This window comes from Prescottella defluvii, assembly GCF_000738775.1.
Taxonomy (GTDB): Bacteria; Actinomycetota; Actinomycetes; order Mycobacteriales; family Mycobacteriaceae; genus Prescottella; species Prescottella defluvii.
In genome coordinates, this window is the sequence record NZ_JPOC01000008.1 from 173735 (window position 1) to 195249 (window position 21515).

General features: G+C 68.0%; 21 protein-coding genes. 15 read left to right on the forward strand and 6 right to left on the reverse strand.

What is annotated here, in order from left to right; genetic code table 11:
• The first annotated feature begins 689 nt into the window (after nt 1-689).
• Nucleotides 690-1283, forward strand: a complete 594-nt coding sequence (locus IJ15_RS0103765) for a hypothetical protein (RefSeq protein WP_156112005.1) — start codon at nt 690-692, stop codon at nt 1281-1283.
• 150 nt (nt 1284-1433) lie between these two features.
• Entirely contained in the window at nt 1434-2888 is a 1455-nt protein-coding gene (locus tag IJ15_RS0103770; RefSeq protein WP_031937011.1) for an AlkA N-terminal domain-containing protein, read from the forward strand.
• Here the strand turns inward: IJ15_RS0103770 and IJ15_RS0103775 are convergent.
• A complete protein-coding gene (locus tag IJ15_RS0103775; protein ID WP_031937012.1) occupies nt 2875-3633 on the reverse strand; it encodes an SDR family NAD(P)-dependent oxidoreductase in 759 nt (252 codons plus the stop codon). The genes IJ15_RS0103770 and IJ15_RS0103775 overlap by 14 nt on opposite strands.
• 265 nt (nt 3634-3898) lie before the next feature.
• On the opposite strand from IJ15_RS0103775, the gene IJ15_RS0103780 reads away from it, so the two are divergent.
• From IJ15_RS0103780 to IJ15_RS0103795, 4 genes are read left to right on the forward strand one after another with little or no spacing between them, the layout of a single operon-like run.
• A complete protein-coding gene (locus IJ15_RS0103780; protein ID WP_031937013.1) occupies nt 3899-4807 on the forward strand; it encodes an ABC transporter ATP-binding protein in 909 nt (302 codons plus the stop codon).
• A 10-nt stretch (nt 4808-4817) separates the two neighbouring features.
• Entirely contained in the window at nt 4818-5558 is a 741-nt protein-coding gene (locus IJ15_RS0103785) for an ABC transporter permease (RefSeq protein WP_031937014.1), read from the forward strand.
• Nucleotides 5559-5561: 3 nt separating this feature from the next.
• Nucleotides 5562-6830 carry a sensor histidine kinase gene (locus IJ15_RS0103790; RefSeq protein ID WP_031937015.1) on the forward strand — a complete coding sequence of 423 codons (1269 nt, stop codon included), beginning with the start codon at nt 5562-5564 and terminating at the stop codon, nt 6828-6830.
• Nucleotides 6827-7456 (forward strand): response regulator, encoded by a 630-nt coding sequence (locus IJ15_RS0103795; RefSeq protein WP_031937016.1) that lies wholly within the window; start codon nt 6827-6829, stop codon nt 7454-7456. Before IJ15_RS0103790 ends, IJ15_RS0103795 begins: the two co-directional genes overlap by 4 nt.
• On the opposite strand, the gene IJ15_RS0103800 is transcribed toward IJ15_RS0103795, so the two are convergent.
• Nucleotides 7392-9788 carry an excinuclease ABC subunit UvrA gene (locus IJ15_RS0103800; protein ID WP_156112006.1) on the reverse strand — a complete coding sequence of 799 codons (2397 nt, stop codon included), beginning with the start codon at nt 9786-9788 and terminating at the stop codon, nt 7392-7394. The genes IJ15_RS0103795 and IJ15_RS0103800 overlap by 65 nt on opposite strands.
• Nucleotides 9789-9871: 83 nt before the next feature.
• Between IJ15_RS0103800 and IJ15_RS0103805 the strand changes: the two genes are divergently transcribed.
• On the forward strand, nt 9872-10831 hold the full coding sequence (locus tag IJ15_RS0103805; RefSeq protein ID WP_031937018.1) for a helix-turn-helix transcriptional regulator: 960 nt from the start codon (nt 9872-9874) through the stop codon (nt 10829-10831).
• Nucleotides 10832-10841: 10 nt separating this feature from the next.
• Here the strand turns inward: IJ15_RS0103805 and IJ15_RS0103810 are convergent, their stop codons facing one another.
• Nucleotides 10842-11219 carry a hypothetical protein gene (locus IJ15_RS0103810; RefSeq protein WP_156112007.1) on the reverse strand — a complete coding sequence of 126 codons (378 nt, stop codon included), beginning with the start codon at nt 11217-11219 and terminating at the stop codon, nt 10842-10844.
• A 231-nt stretch (nt 11220-11450) separates the two neighbouring features.
• Between IJ15_RS0103810 and IJ15_RS0103815 the strand changes: the two genes are divergently transcribed.
• Entirely contained in the window at nt 11451-12248 is a 798-nt protein-coding gene (locus IJ15_RS0103815; protein ID WP_031937020.1) for a SigB/SigF/SigG family RNA polymerase sigma factor, read from the forward strand.
• A 9-nt stretch (nt 12249-12257) separates the two neighbouring features.
• On the opposite strand, the gene IJ15_RS0103820 is transcribed toward IJ15_RS0103815, so the two are convergent.
• Nucleotides 12258-12491, reverse strand: coding sequence for a hypothetical protein (locus tag IJ15_RS0103820; protein WP_031937021.1), 234 nt, complete (start codon nt 12489-12491; stop codon nt 12258-12260).
• 410 nt (nt 12492-12901) lie between these two features.
• Between IJ15_RS0103820 and IJ15_RS0103825 the strand changes: the two genes are divergently transcribed.
• The 4 genes from IJ15_RS0103825 to IJ15_RS0103840 all read left to right on the forward strand — a co-directional run bounded on the left by IJ15_RS0103825 (nt 12902) and on the right by IJ15_RS0103840 (nt 17837).
• Nucleotides 12902-13924: a tyrosine-type recombinase/integrase gene (locus tag IJ15_RS0103825; RefSeq protein WP_031937022.1), complete on the forward strand. Its 1023-nt coding sequence runs from the start codon at nt 12902-12904 to the stop codon at nt 13922-13924.
• Nucleotides 13925-14075: 151 nt separating this feature from the next.
• Nucleotides 14076-14426, forward strand: a complete 351-nt coding sequence (locus IJ15_RS0103830) for a hypothetical protein (protein WP_156112008.1) — start codon at nt 14076-14078, stop codon at nt 14424-14426.
• 506 nt (nt 14427-14932) lie between these two features.
• Entirely contained in the window at nt 14933-16306 is a 1374-nt protein-coding gene (locus IJ15_RS0103835) for an MFS transporter (protein WP_031937024.1), read from the forward strand.
• A gap of 157 nt (nt 16307-16463) precedes the next feature.
• Nucleotides 16464-17837 (forward strand): NAD(P)/FAD-dependent oxidoreductase, encoded by a 1374-nt coding sequence (locus IJ15_RS0103840; protein ID WP_031937025.1) that lies wholly within the window; start codon nt 16464-16466, stop codon nt 17835-17837.
• 11 nt (nt 17838-17848) lie between these two features.
• Here the strand turns inward: IJ15_RS0103840 and IJ15_RS0103845 are convergent, their stop codons facing one another.
• The gene (locus IJ15_RS0103845) at nt 17849-18310 is read right to left on the reverse strand and encodes a PaaI family thioesterase (RefSeq protein ID WP_031937026.1); all 462 of its coding nucleotides are present in this window, start codon (nt 18308-18310) and stop codon (nt 17849-17851) included.
• 144 nt (nt 18311-18454) lie between these two features.
• Between IJ15_RS0103845 and IJ15_RS0103850 the strand changes: the two genes are divergently transcribed.
• A complete protein-coding gene (locus tag IJ15_RS0103850; protein WP_031937027.1) occupies nt 18455-18652 on the forward strand; it encodes a hypothetical protein in 198 nt (65 codons plus the stop codon).
• A 10-nt stretch (nt 18653-18662) separates the two neighbouring features.
• Nucleotides 18663-19103 carry a hypothetical protein gene (locus tag IJ15_RS0103855; protein ID WP_031937028.1) on the forward strand — a complete coding sequence of 147 codons (441 nt, stop codon included), beginning with the start codon at nt 18663-18665 and terminating at the stop codon, nt 19101-19103.
• Between the two features lie 220 nt (nt 19104-19323).
• Here IJ15_RS0103855 and IJ15_RS0103860 read toward each other — a convergent pair whose 3' ends face one another.
• Nucleotides 19324-20061: a hypothetical protein gene (locus IJ15_RS0103860; protein ID WP_031937029.1), complete on the reverse strand. Its 738-nt coding sequence runs from the start codon at nt 20059-20061 to the stop codon at nt 19324-19326.
• A gap of 184 nt (nt 20062-20245) precedes the next feature.
• Between IJ15_RS0103860 and IJ15_RS0103865 the strand changes: the two genes are divergently transcribed.
• Nucleotides 20246-21515: iron ABC transporter permease (locus IJ15_RS0103865; RefSeq protein ID WP_081880561.1), on the forward strand; the 1270-nt coding region annotated here is incomplete at its 3' end.

A 21515-nucleotide genomic window follows, 5' to 3' on the forward strand; every position in this document is an offset into this window, starting at 1 on the left:
CACACAGGCAGGCGGCGTCATCGCACGCAGCGGAAGCACGCCGAACGACAGCACCAGGAACTGCGCGCACGAGACGAATCTGAGGTGACGGCAACGGCCGGCGGGCAGCAGTTCGGCGACCCAGTCCGGTTGCGTTATCCCAGGTCCCCGATTCGCCGATAATCCACATTATGTCAAGTAATGGGGATTGGGCGGCCCCCCACGAGGGACGGGACCGAGCACGCCCTGCTGCGCGTGCGTCGCACCGCAACGCGCAACCTGCCCGACCGCACAGGCGCCGGTGCCGCGCCCGGAGTCGTGCGCCGACCGCGCGATCGGGACCGCGGGAGGTCATCTCGGGCGCGGCGCGGCGTCTGGAGTCGGCCCCGGCCGCCCATGCGGACCGGTCCGCGTCGCCGCATGCATCCGGTATCCGCAGCGACCATTCCTGCATCGAATGCCCGACGCTGACGCATCCTGTAGCGTGCCGGATACGCGATTCGGCGTCGTACATCCATCATCACGACTCCACGAAACGCCGAGTGGCGCCGGCAGGACCGCGACGCGAACACCGGTCGGGCCCGCCCTCCCCGCCGGCCGACGACCCCGCCTGGACCACTGTCATGGATAATGACGAATATCCATGTGCGCGTTAATGTTTCGCCACACTCCCCTCCGTCGGCGGCGGACGCTGGTGTTACGGTGTGCCCGTGTTCGACTTTGCCGGCCTCGACGCCGCGATTCTCACTACTCTCCGCGCGTGCGTCACGGAACTCCGCGATGCCGACGAGTCGCTCTCGATGGTGGCCTGCGGCATGGTCGAAGACCTCACCGGGTTCTTCGTCGCCGGGGCCGGTGCGCCCTGGGCCGCTGGACTCGAGGGGTCGAGCGCAGACAAGGCGCAGTGGGCCTGGAGTCCGTCGGAGTGGCCACTCTCCGCGGAAGACCCGGACGATTCCGCGCCAGGGCGGGTGACGAGCGCGATCTGGGCGCTCTCCGGCACTCAGGCAGTGATCGACGGGACGGGCACCGAGCTCGAGCCGGATGCCTACGACGCCCTCCGGGTGCAGTACGAGAACCGGATCGTGCGTGCGATCCAGCAGATGCAGGCCGATGGCGAGTTCCGCGATGCCGCTGGGAACGACGTGTGGATCTGGCTGCACTCCGCGGACGACGCCGATCCCGACCTCGACGCGCGCAGCTTTGCCGCCCTGCAGGGCCCCGAACTCGCCCGCGATTTCGCTGACCGCTACGGAGCCGGGAGCGATCGGCTGCTCGCGCGCCTCGCGGCCCGCGAGGTGTAGCGCAGCACGGCGGCCTGACTGCCCATTTCTTCCCGAGCGGCGCGGTTTTCCGCGCGCACGCCCGAGGAATGGGCGCTCAGGCCGAGATCCGCAAACTCGACGTCCGATTTCCGCTGGCCCGACCGGGCGCGGGCATCGCATGCTGGTGTGATGATCAGCGACGACGGCAAGTACCAGGCGGTGTGCAGTCGGGATGTGCGGTTCGACGGGGAATTCTTCGTCGCCGTCGCCACCACCGGCATCTACTGTCGGCCGAGTTGTCCGGCGACTACCCCGAAACGCGCGAACGTGCGCTTCTTCCCCACCGCGGCCGCGGCCCAGGGCTCGGGTTTCCGTGCCTGTCGACGCTGTCGGCCCGATGCAGTGCCCGGATCCGCGGCGTGGGATGCCCGGGCGGACGTCGTCGGGCGGGCGATGCGCTTGATCGCCGACGGTGTCGTCGACCGCGAGGGGGTGTCGGGGTTGGCCGCCCGCCTCGGGTACAGCGCCCGGCAGGTTCAGCGTCAACTCAACGCGGAGGTCGGCGCCGGCCCGACGGCACTGGCACGGGCGCGGCGGGCGCACACGGCGCGGATCCTGCTGCAGACGACGTCCATGCCGGTGACCGACGTCGCGTTTGCGGCGGGATTCGCCAGCGTGCGGCAGTTCAACGACACCGTCAACGAGATCTATGCGGCCACGCCGACGGGTTTGCGCGACGCGCGGCCCCGGTCGGCGACCCGATTCGGGGACGTGGGTGTCGCCGGGGCCGCGTCCGGGATCGCGCTGCGACTGCCGTTCCGCGGCCCGTACGCGGCCACCGAGATGTTCGACGCCCTCGCATCGGGTCTCGTGCCGGGCGTCGAAGAGATGACGGGTGCCGCGCCGCGCCGCCGCTACCGGCGCACGCTGCGCCTTCCGCACGGTGTCGGGATCGCCGAGGTCGGTGAGTCCGTCGGCGACGGGTGGCTGGACTGCCGCCTGTGCCTCCAGGATCTGCGCGACCTCCCGACTGCGGCACAACGGGTGCGGCGACTGTTCGATCTGGATGCGGATCCCGATGCGGTCGCCGATCGTCTCGGTGGGGCCCTCTCCCCCGTCGTGGCGGCTCGGCCGGGTCTGCGATCGGCGGGGACCGTCGATCCTCACGAACTTGCCGTCCGGGCCCTCGCGGGCACCGCGGCGGAACAATTGGTGCAGCGGTACGGGCAACCGCTCGGCGCCGCGCGGGGCGGTCTGACGCATCTGTTCCCCCGAATCGAGGATCTCGCCGACGCTTCGCTCTCCCCCGCTCTCCCCCGCTCTGCCCGGCGGACGCTGCGGGTGCTGGCTCGTCGCCTCGCCGACGGCGAGATCGTGCTGGATGCCGGCGTCGATCGGGCCGCCGCGGAGAAGGCCCTGCTCGACGTCGCGGGCATCGGACCCGCGCGCGCGGCCTACATCCGGATGCGTGGTCTCGGTGACCCCGACGTCCTGCTGGTCGACGACGCCGATGTCCGAGCGGGGATGGCCCGACTCGGTCTCGACGCGGTCGACGCCGATCGCTGGCGGCCGTGGCGAAGCTATGCCGGACTCCACCTGGCCGCGACCGCCCGCGATCGTCGGAATGCTCTCAGCGGGTGGTGAATCCGCCATCGATGGCGAGCGCGGCTCCCGTGATGAACGATGCCTCGTCGCTGAGTAGGAACGCGACGAACGGCGCGATCTCAGCGGGCTGCGCGATGCGGTTCACGGGGTGAAGCGACTCGACGTAGGCGAGTGCCTCATCGGTGGTGGACATCGAGCTCCGCTGGAGCGGGGTGTCCACGCCGCCGGTCGTGATGGCGTTGACCCGTACACCCTGTGCGGCCACTTCGAGCGCCACGGACCGGGTCAGCCCGACGACCGCGTGCTTGGCGGCGACGTAGGGTGCGGCCTCCGGTAGCGCCACGACACCCAGGTTGGACGCGTTGTTGACGATCGCACCACCGGTCTCGAGCACCGCCGGAATCTGGTGCTTGAGGCAGTTGAAGACGCTTGTCACGTTCTGCGCCAGTTCGGCGTTCCAGGCGTCGGCCTCGATCGTCGAGATCGGGCCCGCCGCGTTCACGCCGCCGGCGTTGTTGAAAGCGCCGTCCAGGCGGCCGAACTCGGCGATCGTGGTCGTGACGAGCAGAGCGGCGTCGTCCTCGACCGACACGTCGGCGGGGACGAAGAGCGCCGTGCCCCCGGCGGCCCGCAGACTCTCCGCCGCCTGCTCACCGACGTCCTTGCGTCGGCTGCCGATGACGACGGTAGCGCCCTCGGCGGTGAGGCGGCGAGCCACCGCGAGGCCGATTCCGGACGATCCGCCGGTGACGATGACGACCTTGGATTCCAGACGTGCAGACATGGTTGAGTCCTTTCGGAGTGGGTACGGATCGGCGCCTCCATCAGGCTGCTGTGCGACGGCCGTGCGCGCTGGCGGGAATCGGACGTTGCGTCGGGGTGCCCGGGCCGGGGCGGCGCGGCCGCACACCGAGCGGGAGCCACACGGCGCGAGTGCCGGCAACCTCCGGCATCAACCGATCGGTTGACTGCGGCATCGACCGGATCGCGTACCGGCCTTGGCTGCACAGTCGATTCGGCGACTGGGCGCCGAAGGGCAGGCTCGAGTCATGGCAATCATCGAGGTAGACGACCTCGCCAAGCGTTACGGTGACCACACCGTCGTGAACGGGGTCAGCTTCGCCGTCGAGCGTGGCGAGATCTTCGGCATCCTGGGCCCCAACGGGGCGGGCAAGACCACCATCGTCGAATGCATCGAAGGGCTACGCACTCGGGACGGCGGAACCGTTCGCGTCTGCGGCATCGATCCGCAGGACGACGACGGTGAACTGCGGCAACTGCTCGGCGCGCAACTGCAGGAGAGCGGGCTGCCCGCCAAGCTGACCGTCGGTGAGGCGATGGAGCTGTACAGCTCCTTCTATCGTGAACCCGCCGACTGGCGGGAACTGGTCGGCGCTCTGAACCTCACCGACAAACTGAACACGCAGCACCGGCGGCTGTCCGGTGGACAGAAGCAACGACTGTCGACCGCGCTCGCGATCATCGGCAACCCACGGGTGGCCGTGCTCGACGAGCTCACCACCGGCCTGGACCCGCAGGCCCGCCGCGACGCGTGGGACCTCGTCGAGAGCATCCGTGACCGAGGCGTCACGATCCTGCTGGTCACCCACTTCATGGAAGAGGCCGAGCGGCTCTGCGACCGGATCGCCGTGATCGATGCCGGGCGTCTCGTCGCACTCGACACCCCGGCCGGGTTGATCGCGAAAGTCGAGGACCGGCAACGGATCCGGTTCCGGCCGTCCGAGCCACTGGATCTCGCGGTGCTGACCGCACTTCCCGAGGTCGTCTCGGTGGAGCGGGCCGGACATCAGGTCGTGGTGACGGGAACCGGAAATGTCCTGTCGACCGTGGTCACCGCGCTCGCACGCCATCACATCACCGCGGCGGACCTGCGGGTCGAGCAGACCTCCCTGGACGATGCGTTCGTCGCGCTCACCGGCCACCCCGTCGAGAACTGAGGAGATCGACATGTCGGCCCTGCTGCGACTCACCACCACCGAAACCAAACTCTTCTTCCGCGAGCCGATCAGCGTGATCTTCGCGCTCCTGCTCCCCCCGCTCCTGCTTGTCGTCCTCGGCGCGATCCCGTCGTTCCGGGAGCCCGACCCGGACCTCGGCGGCCTACGGATCATCGACCTGTACTCGCCCATCGTCGTTGCCTTGGCCGTCACGACGCTGGCGACCAGCACTCTCCCCCAGCAGTTCGCCACCTACCGAGAGAAGGGTGTCCTGCGACGGATGCGGATCACGCCGGTCAAGCCCACCGTCATGCTCGGCGCCCAACTGCTGACGTCCACGATCATGGCAACGGTGACAACGGTGCTCGTGCTCGCCATCGGCCGACTGGTGTTCGCCGTGAACCTGCCCCGGGACCTGCTGGCCTATCCGGTCGCGTTCGCGCTGACGGCGTCGGCGATGCTGGCAATCGGACTGCTTGTCGCGTCACTGGCGCCCAGTGGCACGAGCGCCGGCGCGATCGGGCTGGTGTTGTTCTTCCCGCTGGTGTTCTTCGCCGGGCTGTGGATTCCGCGTGACGCGATGAACGACGTCCTGCGCACGATCAGCGACTTCACTCCGTTGGGTGCCGGCGTACAGTCCCTTCAGGACGCCACCGCCGGTCACTGGCCGCAACCGCTCCATCTCGCGGTCATGGTGGGATGGACGATCGTGGCCGGCGGACTGGCCGCGCGGTACTTCCGGTGGGAGTAGATCATGAGCAACGAGGTGGCGCTGCGGGCGGAGCACGAGCGGGCGGAGCGCTGGGAGACCGCGGTCATCAGGGTTCTTCCGTACATTCTCCTGGCATCGAGCACCGTAATCACTGTGCTGCAAACGGGTTCGGTGCACCTGGCGGCTGCTCTGGGTCTCACGTTCGTGGCCACTGTGTGGCTGCTCTGGCTTCGTGTCCTGGACCGATCTCCCGTCGACGGGCCGTTGATCGGCGTGTACTACGCCGGGCTCATGGTGTTGTGCGCCGGTCTGGTGGCGCTCGCGCCCTGGTACGGCATCTTCGCCTTCATCGGATACGTCCACGCGTTCCTGTTCCTGACGGGCCTGTGGCGGTATGTCGGTGTCGTCGCCACGTCATTGATCATGGCGGTGACATACATGGGCGGACTGTCCAGGATCACCGCTGACGACCTGTGGGTGTGGGTCGCCATCAGCGTGGTCAGCATCGTGATGGCCGGAACCTTCTTCTACTTCGCCGACACGTCCGAGCAGCACGGTCACAGGCAGAGTCGGGCACTCGCCGAACTACATGACGCCAACACCAAGCTGGAGACAGCACTGGACGAGAACGCCGCGCTGCACGCTCAGTTGTTGACCCAGGCGCGCGAGGCCGGCGTCCTGGACGAACGGCAGAGGATGGCACGCGAGATCCACGACACCCTGGCCCAGAGCCTCGCGGGCATCGTCACCCAGCTCGAGGCAGCCGAGCAGACGATGGACGGCCCGTCGGCGTCACGTCGGCATGTCGTGAAAGCGATGGACCTGGCGCGAGGAGGTCTGATCGACGCGCGGCGGACGGTCCACGCGGTGGAGCCACAGGTGCTCGCGGATGCCCGCCTCCCGGACGCGATCGGTGATGTGGCCAGAGGCTGGTCGGAGACGAACGACATCCGCGCCGTCCTGACGGTCACCGGTGACCCCAGACCCATGCACACTGATGTGGAGGTGACCCTGCTGCGGGCTGCGCAGGAGGCACTCGCCAACGTCGCCAAACACGCCGAAGCCAACAGGGTCGGCCTGACCCTGTCCTACATGGAGGACCTGGTGACCCTCGACGTGCGCGATGACGGAGTCGGTTTCGATCCCCACGCCACACGCGTGAACGGCTCCGCGAACGGTGGATTCGGGCTCGCGGGTATGCGGCAGCGCGTGCAGCGCCTGACCGGCCGACTCGATATCGAGTCCGAGCCCGGCGGGGGCACCGCGATCTCGGCCTCCGTGCCGGCGATCCCGGCGGGCGGTGGGCAGTGATCTCCCTGCTGATCGTCGACGATCACCCGGTCGTGCGTGACGGGCTGCGGAGCATGTTCAGCGCGGACCCCCGCTTCGAGGTCCTCGGCGAAGCCGCCGACGGCGCGGAGGCCGTCGCCGCTGCGACCAGGATCCAGCCGGACGTGATTCTCATGGACCTGCGGATGGCCGGGACCGACGGCGTCACTGCCATCAGGGAACTGGCCGAGCGGGGGGTGCCCGCGCGAGTGCTGGTGCTCACCACGTACGACACCGACAGCGACGTGCTTCCCGCAATCGAAGCCGGCGCCACGGGATACCTGTTGAAGGACGCGCCGAGGGAAGAACTGTTCCGGGCGGTGCAGGCGGCGGCCCGGGGCCAGGCGGTACTCTCGCCGGCCGTTGCGACCCGGCTCATCGGCCAGCTGCGGCAACCGGCACGGGAGCCGCTGTCGCAGCGTGAACTCGAGGTGCTCGAGCTGATCGCCCGCGGCTCGACGAACCGGGATACCGCGCGGCAACTGTTCATCAGCGAGGCGACCGTCAAGACGCACCTGCTGCACGTCTACGCGAAGCTCGGTGTCAATGACCGTGCGGCCGCGGTTGCCACCGCGTTCTCCCGCGGGTACCTGACTCCGCGTCACTGACCGCGCATTGATCGGTTCGGTCCTGCCGTGGCGGTCCGGCTTGTCCGAGGTAGCGGCCGGTGACGGATGCGGAGGAGCGGATCAGTTCGTGGGGGCTGCCTTGGAACACGACCATGCCACCGTGGTGGCCTGCGCCCGGGCCGATGTCGATGACGTGATCGGCGTGCGCGATGACCCGCAGGTTGTGCTCGATGACGACGATCGTGGCGCCGGCGTCGACAAGTTCGTCGAAGAGATGGAGTAGGCGGTCGACATCGGTGCCGTGAAGGCCGGCGGTCGGCTCGTCGAGGACGATTCTCAGTTCGCTGAAGTCTGCGACCTCCCCGAGGTGCCGGGCAAGCAACAGCCGCTGACGCTCACCGCCGGAGAAGGTGTCGAGGCTCTGGCCGATCGAGAGGTAGCCGAGCCCGACACGTTCGATCCAGCGGAGCCGGTCAGCGATGTCGGGGTGCTCGGCGAGTAGTTCGATCGCCCGGGCCGGATTCATCGCGAGGAGGTCTGCGATCGTGTGGCCGCGGACGGTCGCTGCCAGCGTGGTGGTGTTGAAGCGTGATCCACCACAGGCGTCGCACTCGGTCTGCACGTCCTCGAGGAAGGCAAGGTCGGTGACGATGCGGCCCTTGCCCTTGCAGACGGGACACGCCCCGCGCCCATTCGCGCTGAACCAGGACGGATGAAGACCTGTGGCAGCACCGAAGACGCCGCGAATGGACTCGGCGATACCGAGAACGGTGACGGGCGTCGAGCGGATGCCACCCCTCAGCGGTGCCTGGTCCACGACCAGGAAGCCCGGATGCTGCCGAGGAAGCTCGGTTGCGAACAGGGTGCTCTTCCCGGAGCCGGCAACGCCGGAGGCGGTGGTGAGCACACCGAGTGGAACCTCGACGGTGATGTCGCGCAGGTTGTGGGTGCAGGCGTTCGCGATGGTCACCGACCCACGGAACGTTCTGATCCGTTCCCGCACGCGGATCGGCGAGTTCAGCATGCGGCCAGTTTCGGTGTCTGCCTGCAGAAGCCCTGCGGGGGTGCCCTGGTATCGGATGGTGCCGCCGTTCGTTCCGGCGCCGGGCCCGAGGTCGATGATGTGATCGGCGGCGGCGATGACACTGGGATGGTGCTCGACCACCAGAACCGTGTTGTGCGCGTCGCGGAGCTGTGCGAGTAGTTCGAGCAGTCGGTGCACGTCGTGCGGGTGCAGACCGGTGCTGGGCTCGTCGAACACGTAACTCACGTCGCTGAGCGCGCTGCCGAGGTGGCGGACGATCTTGACGCGCTGCGCCTCACCGCCTGAGAGGGAACTCGAGACCCGGTCGAGGCTGAGGTAACCGAGTCCCACGGTGTCGAGGGCGGCGAGCCGGTCTCCGACGGCCCGGAGCAGCGGGGCCACCGCGGTCGACCGCACACGCGCGGCAACCTCGCGCAGGTCGCTGACCGGCAGGGCCGACCAGTCGCTGATCGACCGGCCGTCGATCAGGCTTGCGCGGGCGCGGGCGTTGAGTCGCGTGCCGGCGCAGTCGGGACAGGTACGGCGGGTGACGATGTGGTCGAGTGCGGCCTTCTCTTCGTCGGTGAGCCGCGATGGCCGCTTGCGCAGATACGAGTTCCGCAGCCTCGGTAGGATTCCGTCGAAGATCCGCGATTCCGGGTACTCGGGGTGGGGATTCGTCAGGCGCAGTCCCTGCGCGTGCAGCAGGCTGTCCAGCTCCGCCGCAGGCAGAGATGTGAGCGGGAGGTCCGGGTCCACGAGGCCGGCATGGACCAGCCGTTTCCACCGATAGGTGCCGGGTGAGAAGGTCGGGAACCGGACGGCACCGTCCCGCAGACTCCGTGAGGTGTCGAGCAGTCGCGTCAGATCGATGTCGTCCACAGTGCCGATACCCTCGCAGCGAAGGCACATTCCGCTCGGATCGTTGAACGAGTACGAGGGTGAGAACCCTGCCGAGGGCTCACCGACCCGGGAGAACAGCAGGCGCAGCAGGGGTGCGATGTCGCTGGCGGTGCCGACGGTCGAGCGGGTGTTGCCGGTGAAACGGCGCTGGTCGACGATCGTGGTGAACGTCAACCCGTCCACGAGGTCGACGTCGGCCGGCGGATGCTGTGGGAGACGGTTCCGCACGAACACCGGGTAGCTCTCGGCGGCCAGTCGTTGGGCTTCTGCCGCGATGGTGTCGAACGCGAGGGACGACTTCCCCGACCCGGACACGCCGGAGAACACCGTCAAGCAATGCTTGGGCACCCGCACCGACAGATCGCGAAGGTTGTTCGTCCGTGCACCCTCGACGGTGATCCACGATCCGCGATCCCGGCCCCGATCACCTGTGTCCCGATTCATGCTATCGACGCTACAATCGATTGTGGACGTATTCTGTCCACATTTATTGGGACGGCACGAAGCGGCAGATCAGGAGCCCGACGATGGCGACCACACGGGAACGGATGCTGCGATTGCTGTCCCTGCTGCAATCGGGCCGCCACTGGTCCGCCACCGATCTGGCCGCCGCCATGGAGACAACCCCGCGCACCCTGCGCCGCGACATCGAGCACTTGCGGGAACAGGGCTATCCGGTGGTGAGCACCCGCGGACCGGGTGGACACTACCGACTCGTCGCCGGAGCAGCCCTCCCGCCACTCATGCTCGATGACGACGAGGCCGTCGCCTCGGTTCTCGGGCTCAGGCTCGTCATGGCGGGCGGGGCCGGCGTCGACCTTCAGTCCGACGCCGCCGACCGTGCGATCACGAAGCTTCGCCGCATCCTGCCCAGGCCTCTGCGGCTGAGAACGGACCACCTGCTCGCCGCCATCGACATCGAGGCCACACGCCACCCCCAGCCCAGCTCGGACGTCGTACGCCGTCTCGCCGAAAGCATCACGACGCACAACCGTGTCACCTTCGATCATGCGCGCGGCGGACGAAGCATCAGCCGGACCGTCGAGCCGTACCGGATCGTGCGTGCCCGGGGACACTGGTACCTCTTCTGCTGGGACACCACCCGCGACGACTGGCGAAGCTTCCGACTCGATCGGATCACGTCGCCGATTACGGCGAACGCCACGTTCCGACCCCGGCCCCTACCCACCGACGATGTCGCGGGCTACGTCGGTGATCGGTTCGGCGGTCCGCCACAACTGCGCGTCGTGCTGACCCTCCACACGGACGCCCGCGATGCCGCGACTCGCCTCCACCGCATCGACGGGTCTCTGGAGCCGATCGACGATTCGCGATGTCGATACACCGCCCACGTCGATTCCGCCGAATGGCTCGCCACCGTCCTGGTCCTCTCCGGCCTCGGCTTCACCATCGAGGAGTCGGACGAGTTCGCGACCTACATCGCGGACGCGGGGAACCGGCTCCTCGCGGCGGTCGTGGACCGGTAGCCGCCCACGATCAGCGGTAGGTCTCCACGTGGGCGCCGGTGATGACTCCGAGATTGAACGAGGGGGCGCCCCAGTTCGTGCCGCATGCCCCCGTCTCCCGGCCCGTCGGCGCGAAGGAGCGACTGGACTGGCTGTAGGGGCCGATCGCGTAGAGCGGAAAGGCGTTGGGGATGCCGTGCAGACCCCAGCAGTCGACGACCAGAACATACTCCCGACCAGGGGATGCACCGGTGTCCTGGCAGGTGGCCGACGCATTGAATGGGTCCCATTGAACGACGCACGGGGCGGGGTCGGCCTGGGCAGTGCCGGAGCCGACGACCGTCGCGAAAGCCAACCCCGATACGGCCACGGCCGTGACGCGTGCAGCTGCGAGAAGAGCGATTCTCATAGAGATCCTTCCGGTAGCCAGTACCACCCTTGTCGGTCGTGCGTGACGGAACGTTACTGCTGCAATGTCGAAAGTTACCGCTGTCCTTACGTTTTCACGCCGAAGGATGCGAACCGTCGACAGAATGACCGCTCCCCGAACCTCGGGAAGGCCTGTGGTGATGCCCGGTCCCCCGGATCCGGGTCTTCACGATCCTCCGCCGGGCTCGAATGCACGCCGGAACGTCCTACGATGGACGCATCCGATGTCCGGCCGAACGGAGGACACGTGAGACACGACGAATACCGTGACGTGGGTCCGGTCTTCGAGTCGATGGCGGTGCTGGACCGGCGAGATCCGCGCTACCGCGTACTCCGCGATTCCGTGATCACGCGGTGCCTCCCTCTCGCGGATCACATCGCCCGCCGGTTCGACGGTCGCGGCGAGTTCCACGACGATCTGGTGCAGGTGGCGCGGGTGGGGCTCGTCAACGCGGTCAACCGCTACGACGCCGACGTGGGATCGGACTTCGTGGCGTTCGCGGTCCCGACCATGATGGGTGAGGTGCGGCGCCACTTCCGGGACACCGGGTGGTCGGTGCGGGTGCCCCGCCGAACGAAAGAACTGCATCTCGAGATCGGCCGTACGGCGGGCGCCCTGTCGCAGCGGCTCGGACGGCCGCCTACGCGCCGTGAGCTGGCAGCGGAGTTGCGGGTCCGCGAGGACGCAGTCGTGGACGGGTTGCTGGCCGGCAACGCGTACCGCACGGTGACGCTGGACGCCGGGCGCGGTCACGATCCTCCCCTGGCCGAGACTCTCGGCGCGGAGGATCGGCGTCTCGAGACGGTCGAGAATCACGAGACGCTCCGGCCGATGCTGGCGGCGCTTCCCGATCGCGAGCGCCGGATCGTGCTGTTGCGGTTCTTCGCGAACCTCACGCAGAGCCGGATCGCCGACGAGGTCGGGATATCCCAGATGCACGTCTCGCGACTGCTGGCTCGATCCCTCGCGACGCTCCGTCGTCAGCTCGACGGGCCGGGCGAACGCTGATTCCGCGGTTCAGACCCGGTCGACGAGCCGCTCGTGGCCGGCGAGCCGCGCACAGTTCGCACAGCAGAAGATCCGGCTCTCGTCCTCGACGCCGTGCCCGAGGATTCGACATCCGCAGTGACCGCACACCGGTGCCATCGCGTGCGCGGCACATTCGAAGCTGTCGAACACGCCGCGCCGATCCCCCATGATCACGGTGAACGCCTTGTCGTAGTCGTTGCCACACGTCTGACATGTCGGCATCTCGACCTCCTCCAGGTGCGCCGGCCGCGGGTGCCGACCGGCACCGATCGACTACCCCGTACAGGTCCGCGCCACACCTCGTCCGGCGGCGAGAATGCCCGGGACAGCACGATGCCCCACTGCGCTGGGGTGCGCAGCGGGGCATCGTGAAAATTGGAGGCCAGGCACACGTCGGGGGGTGCGCCTGGCCATCAACAAGGTATCGAGACCGTTCCGTCAGGGAAAGCTGCACCGGGGTGAAATCGGGGGTGAAGCGACCGGCAGGTGGGCCTCACCCTCGACGTCCGCGTCCACCCGTGGACCTCGACGGGCCCGGACCGGCAGCCGATACACTTGTCGGGCGCGGTTCGAACACACTTTCGCCGCGCATTCGACAGTGGAAGTCCCGGAAGGACATTGGAGCGGGCCCGGTGAGTGACGATCGACAGCTTCTCGAGTCCTGGTTCGGCGAGTTCCTGTTGCACCGCAGCACCGCGAAGCCGTCGCCGCACACACTCAAGGCGTACCGGCAGGACTTCGCCGCCATCGCCGGGCATCTCGCCGAGCAGTGCGGGGTCGACGCGGGGGCGCTTCCGGTGGGGGTGATCAGCAAGCAGTCGATGCAGCAGGCGTTCGCGTCGTTCGCGTCCTCGCACGAGGTGGCATCGATCCGTCGGTGCTGGTCCACCTGGAACACCCTGTGCGACTACCTGTTCTCAATCGACGCAATAGTCGCGAACCCGATGTCCGCAGTGCTGCGCCCCAAGGCACCGAAGCGCCTGCCGAAGGCGTTGCCGGCCGATGCGGTCACCCGGCTGATCGCAACCTTGCAGGAGGACGACACCGACGGGGTCCGGCCGTGGGGTGAGCGAGATTTCGCGATCATTCTGATGGCGCTGTTGACCGGGATGCGGTCGTCGGAGCTGATCGCGGTCGACATCGGCGACGTCCGCGGCGCCGATCGGTCGAACGGCGGCGCGCGGGTGATCCTGGTGCGCGGGAAGGGCAGCAAGGAGCGGGTCGCGACCGCGGAGCCGGCGTTGGTGGCCGCGCTGACCGGCTATCTGGCGTCCCGTGTCGAACGATTCCCGGGAACGGCGAAGCAGCGGGTCGCCGCCGACGCCACGCCGTGGCAGCACTTCCGCAGCACCGATCCGTTGTTCGTGGGGGCCGACGGGACCCGAATCACCCGCGGGACGCTGCAGTACCGGGTGCTGCGGGCATACCGCCGGGCCGGCATCAACGGTGAGCGCGCGAAGGGGGCGCTGACCCATCAGTTCCGGCACACGTTCGCGACGAACATGGCCGACGAGAACGTCAGCATCTTCACGCTCATGCGCATGCTCGGTCACGAGTCGATGAACACCACGCAGGTGTACACGGAGGGCGCCGGCACCGGTGTGCGGGAGGCCGCCGCCCGAAATCCGCTATACCGGATGCTGGACGGTCGCTGACGAACCGACCGGGGTTTTCCGGACATTTCATCCGGAATTCACCCACCGGACCGCCGTCCGGGACGTACGGTGGTCGACGGCGGTGGCGACGCGGACCGCACTCCCGTTCCACCTCCCCGGCGCGTCTTTCGAACAGAAGGTGAATTCGTCGATGTACGCCGACGTCGCCCCGGACGCCACGACCCGCCACCTGCGACTGGTGGCCCCGCTGCCCGAGTCGCTCCCCGATTCCCCCGAGTTCGTCGCCGAGCGCGATTCGGGCCGGCACGCGTCGACGTGGCCGGACTTCGTCAGTGTCCCGATCGTGCCGCCGACCGAACTCGGTGCGCTGTGGTGTGTGGACGACGAGACCTTCGTCGAGGCGCACGGTCGCCGGGTACTGCTCCGCTGCGTCGACGTCGACGGCGTGGAGGCCACCGTCCGCGTGCACGACGGCATGATCGACGAGCTGGTTGCCGCCCTCGTGTCGGCGCAGAGGTACCGCTGCGCGGCGGACGACTGACCGCCGTACCAATTCCGTCAATGCCCTGCCAACGCATTCGGAAGCTGCCAAGATGATCAACAGTTTGTTCGGCGCACCGCTGCGCGGCGCATGTGTGTCGCGCAGCACAGTCGCCCCGGGCAGCCCGACGTGGTCCCGGCCACCGGGAGCGCCGGCTCGGCGCGATCCTCGGCAGCCGACCCGCTGACCAGCGGATTCTCCCATTTCCCCAGGTCGTCGCTGCTGTCGCGGTCGCCACTCGGTCCCACTCAGTGCGCAGATCCCCCGGCGCCGAGAAAGTGAGTTGGCACACTCTGTGACCAACGGAACAGCAGTGACGCCCACCCGCAGCGGCTTGCCCGTGGCCGCGACGACCTCGCAGTTCTTCGAATACCCGCAGCACAGCCCGTAATTCGGGCCAGTCAAGAGTCTGGACATCAATTTCAGTGACAGCTACTGCAGACACTCGTGCCACATCGGCGGAGCCCGCGCCGCGCGGAAGGTATGCGCGCCAGCGCCCGGCATGGGTGATCATCACGGTTCTGGTTCTCGTCGAGATCATCAGCGCATTCGAGACGTCGATGGTGTACGCCGCCATCCCGACGTTCATCAAGGAGTTCAACAGCGACGCGGCGACGGTCGGGTGGGCGGTAACCGCGTTCCTGCTGGTGGCTGCCGCCTCCGCAGCGGTGTGCGGCCGCCTGGGCGACATGTACGGGCGCGAGCGTGTGCTGGTCGTCCTGCTCGGCGCTGCCGCGGTCGGCTCGGTCATCAGTGCGATCGGTGACAGCATCGGCAGCATCATCGTCGGCCGCGCGATCCAGGGTGTCGCGGGCGCGATCCTTCCGCTGTGCATCGGTCTGGCCCGCGAGCATCTCCCGGCCGCGAAGGTACCTGTTGCCATCGCCATCATCTCAGGCTCGGCTGTTGCAGCCGGTTCGGCGTCGCTGCTGGTCGCCGGTCTGATGCTCGACCACGCGAGTTGGCACATGATCTTCGTCGTTGCCGCCGTGTACGCGGTGCTGGCGCTGCTGCTGGTGCTGTTCGTGTTGCCGTGGCGTCCGCCCACCGGGACCACCCAGAAGGTCGACTATCTCGGCACGCTCGCGTTCGCTCCCGCGATCGCGGCCATCCTGCTGGGCATCAACAAGTCGGGCGCGTGGGGCTGGACCGACGTGAAGACCCTCGGCCTGGTGATCGGCGGTCTCGTCGTGCTCGCACTGTGGGTGCTGTGGGAACTGCGGGTCACGGACCCGATCGTGAACGTTCGTTTGTTCACCGACCGCAAGGTGGCGCTGACGATGTTCGCGACCCTGGCGATCGCCGTCGGCCCCATGGGTATCAGCACCATGATCATCCCGATGATCCTGCAGTCCCCCACGACCGCACCGTTCGGTCTGGGCATCTCGGCCACGAATGCGGGCTGGCTGTCGTTCATCGGCTCGATGTTCGGTTTCGTGTGCACCCCCCTCAGCGGCCGCATCACGCGGGCCGTCGGCTCGCGGGTGTCGATGCTGCTCGGCACGACGCTGTTCACGATCAGCAGCGCGATGCTCATCGTCTTCCACGACTCGGTCGCCGGCATGGTCGCGATGATCATCACGGTCTCGATCGGTACCGCGTTCGCCTACACGGCGCTGCCGAACCTCATCGTCGAGGCGGTTCCGGAGGGCAACACCAGCGAGGCGACCGGCACCAACTCGGTGCTGCGCACGGGTGGTCAGGGCATCGGCACCTCGATCGCGACGATGATGCTGGCGTCGTCGGCGGTGGCCGCCGGTGGCGCAGCTCCCAGCGTCGGCGGTCTCAACACGGTCGCGACGATGATGATCGTCCTCGGCCTCATCACGATCGGGTTCACGCTGCTGATCCGCCGCGGAAGCGTGTACGGCGACGAGTGACGACTGCTCGGTGACGTCCGACTGTGGGCGGTGGGGTAACCCCACCGCCCACAGTCGTCTGTAGGGGTGGGGTAACCCCGAGTTGGCGGGACGAGTGAGCACCCGGCGACTACGGTGACAGAGTCAGCACTTTTCGACGATCTTCGAGGAGCGCGGAATGGGCACCCCCTCGGTACACGCCAGTCGCCATCGCGTCGTGGTCATCGGATCCGGTTTCGGTGGGCTGTTCGCCACCCAGGCGCTCAAACGGGCGCCGGTGGACATCACGCTCGTCGCGAGGACGACGCATCATCTGTTCCAACCGCTGCTCTACCAGGTGGCGACCGGGATCCTGTCGGTCGGTGACATCGCCCCGGCCACCCGGTTGGTGCTCCGCAAGCAGAAGAACGCGGAGGTGCTCCTCGGTGACGTCGAGGCGATCGACCTCGCCGCAGGGAAGGTCACCTCGCGGCTGCTGGACCGCGAGACCGTCTCCGAGTTCGATTCGCTGATCGTCGCGGCAGGGGCCGGGCAGTCCTACTTCGGCAACGACCACTTCGCGGAGTTCGCCCCGGGGATGAAGACGATCGACGACGCGCTGGAGTTGCGCGGCCGCATCCTCGGAGCGTTCGAGCAGGCGGAACTGTCCGACGATCCGGAGGAACGGGCGCGTCTGCTCACGTTCGTCGTGGTCGGGGCGGGGCCGACGGGCGTGGAGATGGCCGGACAGATCGCGGAGCTCGCGCACCGCACGCTGGCGGGGGCGTTCCGGCGGATCGATCCGCGCGATTCCCGGGTGATCCTGGTCGACGGCGCACCCGCGGTGTTGCCGGTGTACGGCGGCAAGCTGAGCCGGAAGGCCGCCGAGCGACTCGAGAAGCTCGGTGTGGAGATCCTGTTGAACGCGATGGTGACGAACGTCGACGTGAACGGACTGGTCGTCAGGCGCGAGGACGGCAGCGAGACGCGCATCGAGGCGCAATGCAAGGTGTGGTCGGCCGGGGTGCAGGCGAGCCCGCTCGGTCGGCAACTGGGTGAGCAGTCGGGCGCCGAGGTGGACCGCGCCGGCCGGGTCCACGTCAATCCGGACCTCACGTTGCCGGGCTACCCGAACGTGTTCGTCATCGGCGACATGATGGCGCTGGACAAGCTGCCCGGTCTGGCTCAGGTGGCGATGCAGGGCGGCAAGTACGCGGCCAAGGAGATCCGTGCGGGTCTCGACGATGCCCGCCCCGGGGACCGGCAGCCGTTCAAGTATTTCGACAAGGGGTCGATGGCGACGATCTCGCGCCACAGCGCCGTCGCGAAGGTCGGCAAGCTGGAGATCAGTGGATTCATCGGATGGATCGCGTGGCTGGTGATCCATCTGATGTACCTGATCGGGTTCCGCAGTCGCCTGTCGACGGTGATCTCGTGGACGGTGTCGTTCCTCGGCCGGGGCCGGGCGCAGATGGCGTCCACCGAGCAGCAGGTGTTCGCGCGCAACGCGATCGACCTGCTCCAGGAGCAGAGCCGAGCGCGTCACGGCGACGAATCACGTGAGGCCGGCTGACCTCACCGCTCTCACTTGCTGCCGAGCGCTGACGTCTCGGTGATGTTCTGCAGGCGCACCTGACCGCGAGCGACGAGTCGTTCCTGCTCATCGGTCACGGTCACCAGCCACAGCTGCTGGGTACGGCCGCGGTGCACCGGGGTCGCCTCCGCGAAGAGGACGCCGTCGCGGGCGGCGCGCAGGAAGTCGGTGTTGTTGTTGACGCCGACGACGTGACCGCGGTCTCCGAGCCAGAGGCTGGCGGCGATGCTGGCGACCGATTCGATGACTGCGCAGTGCACGCCGCCGTGCATGATCCCCCACGGCTGGTACAGCGCCGGGGTGACCTTCCACTGCGCGCGGACGCGGTCGGTGGTCAGTTCGGTGAACTCGAGGCCGAGCGCCTCGCCGAAGCCCTTGTTGAGGAAGGCGTTGACCTCGGCCGGGTCCGCCCCGTCGCTCAACACGAATGCGTGCTCTGCGTCGCTCGCCATCATCTGCTCCCTCGTTCCCGGCGGCCGCACCGCGACATCGCTGTCGTCCGGCGACCGCTCGAATGTGTCTTCCGAACATCGTGATCCACAGCGCATCGACGGGCACACCCGACCCCTCCGAACAGACGCTGGGACAATCGAGACATGCCCGACTCGACGAGCAAGGACCGAGGAATCGATTACCCGCCGTCCGCACTGTGCGACTTCACCGTCACCGGGTACGAGTGGAACGACAACCTCCGATTCACGTTCGACCCAGGCGAGTTCGTGCAGGACGTCGAGGACTACCTCGCAACTGCGAGACGGCGATTCACGGACGCAGGCTGGAGCTGCGAACGGTAAGGAGCGGGAGATGCTTTCGGACAAGCTGGTGAGCCACCTCGGACGGAGAGGATGGTGGTTCGCCGATACCACCGACGAATACCGAGACGCACTGTCGAGACTCGGCGTGGACGAGTCCTCGGATTTCGCGCAGTTCTACCTGCACGCCGAGGACGGCCCCACCTTCATCAGCAAGAACAGAGAGATCTACCAAATTTGCTGGTTTCTGCTGAACAGCAGCGACTACTCATCCAGCTTGGCCCGGACCCGTGATGCATTGAAGCTGCCCGCAGAGTACCTGCCACTGGACAATTTTCAGGGCGAGTACGGCTTCTTCTACAACAAGGCCAGCGGGCAGGTGATGCGTCTCGGGCTGGGCTCGGAATGGCTCGAGTTCACCGAGGGAAGGCTGACGCCGCAGTGGGCCGACTTCAACTCTTTCCTGGAATGGTATTTCGATCTCACCGATTGATGGACCGCCGCCGCCGGCGCCGCGGTCGTTCAACTGCGCCATGCGAAGTTCCCGAGGCTATGGGAGGGCGCAAAGACGAGACGGCGGGTTCCGCGCCGGTAGCGCGGAACCCGCCGTGGAAGGGACCGGGAGTCACTGCAGCCCTCAGGACTCCGACGCGGTCCAGCAGCATCGATGAAACAACTATAGGGAAGGCTTCCCTAATTCCGCAACCCTTTCGTCAGCCGATGCGCGCCAGAGTCCGGGCACGCACCGGAACACCGGCGGCCTCGAACGCGTCCAGCAAGCCCTGACCGCGTCGAGTCGCGACCGACCGGGAGGTGCCCGCCAGCATCGGCATCCGGGACGCAGCGGCCAGGATCGCGTCCGCGACCAGGCCACCGAAGCGCGTCGGGTCGATGCGTGCGCACCCGTCGAGCGCGCACCGGATCGCCGACAACGACGTGACACAGCGGTGCGCGGTCCACACCAGCAGGGCCTCCTCGCACGGCAGGACGACGACGTCGCGCGAGCAGGCCAGGATGTCGTCGGGCAGCACGCGGAGAGTGTCACTCTCGACGCCCGCCCAGTCGATGCCGCCGTCACTGTCCATGTGGATCCACAGGTTGTCGACCCCAGGGTCCCATGCCCGCCCCTCCAGCACCACGAGGGCCGCGACCCGACCGACCACGGCGTGAACGAGCGCCGATGCCACCTGGATCGCGGCAGCCTCCGGGGAGTTCAGGTCGTCGAGCAGACGCTCGTACATCCGACCGACTCGATGCGCCGGCGGCGCGGCCGGTTCCGAGTCCGCGGCGCACGCCGCGATCGGCCACCACCGTCGCTTGCCCTGATGCGCCATCAGGGCAACCGCGTAGACCCGCGGGTAATCCGGTGAGATGTCGCGCAGTCGCGAACACGAGCCCGCCAGCGCAGTTCCCTCGGGTGCAGTGAACTGGAAATGCGCGGTCACGGACATCGAGCCTCCATCGAACGTTCGGTAAGTCCGTCGGACAATCGACGGCAAGCGTAGGCTAGCCTAATTTACAGCCCGGGCTGCGGGCGCTCCGGGTCACGGAGCGGACGCCGCCCTCACCCCTTCGGTTAGCCTTCCGTAACCTGAGCCCCGACAGTGTTACCTCCCCCCAAGGAGCCACCCAGCCGTGACGACGACCCGCCTTCCGGACACGAACCCGGACTCGTCGAGGCACACCCCCTCGCGAGCGGACTACGCGAAAACGGTCGTCCCACAAGGTCCGGCGCCCACCGCCCTGCGCCTGCTGGCAGGCCTCGTCGATCTCGCCTTGGTGGCGGCACCCCTGATCGTCGGGTGGTATCTCGTCGACTCGCTGCGTGACGCCAACGGCGGCGGTCAGGCCGACCGCGTCGTGTTCGGTGGAGCCGCGGCACTGATCGCGCTCGGACTGTTCCTCTGGAATCACGGATTCCGAAGAGGCAACTCGGGCGCCACCGTCGGCCAGGGCTGGTGCGGTCTGGTCACCCGCGACGCCGAGACCGGCGCCCCTCTCGGCGTCCGGCGCGCGCTACACCGAGGTCCCCGGACCGCCTCCGGCGCCGAGGTGGTCCGCGAGGCCACCGCGCGCGCCGACGGCTTCACCCCGATCGCCCCGGACACGTCCCTCGCAGCGGTGCGGCGACGCCGACTCCTCGGCCTGCTCGCCCTCGGTGTCCTGCTGCTGCTGGTGCTGTTCGCGAGCATCGCCGTCGGCGCCCGCCCGCTGTCATTCGCCGAGATCTTCCACGCGCTGTTCTCCTCGACGGGCCGCGAGACCGACATCATCGTGCACACCCTGCGCATCCCGCGCACCGTCCTCGGACTGGTGGTGGGCATCGCACTCGGTGTCGCCGGCGCACTGATCCAGGGACACACCCGCAATCCGCTCGCCGACGCCGGACTGCTCGGCCTCAACGCCGGCGCCGCCTTCTTCGTCGTGATCGCGATCTACGCCCTCGGCCTCACCGCACCCGGCCAGTACCTGTGGTTCGCGTTCGCGGGTTCGGCCGTGGCCAGCATCGTCGTGTTCGGCCTGTCCTCGATCGGCAACGGGAAGGCCGGTCCGTTGAGCCTCGCGCTCGCAGGCGCCGCCGTCGCCTTCTTCCTGCAGGCCATGACGAACGCGGTGGTGATCCTCGACCAGACCAGCCTCGACGGCTACCGGTTCTGGGTCGTCGGCTCGGTCGCCGGCCGCGGCTTCGACATCCTGTGGCAGGTGCTGCCGTTCCTCATCGTCGGCCTGCTCATCGCGATCGCGAGCACCCCGAGCCTCAACGTGATCAGCCTCGGCGAGGACGTCGCCCGGTCGCTCGGCACCAATGTCGCCGCCTCCCGCACGATCGGGATCGTCGCGATCACCCTGCTCACCGGCGCGGCGACCGCCGCGTGTGGGCCGATCGCGTTCATCGGCCTGGTCG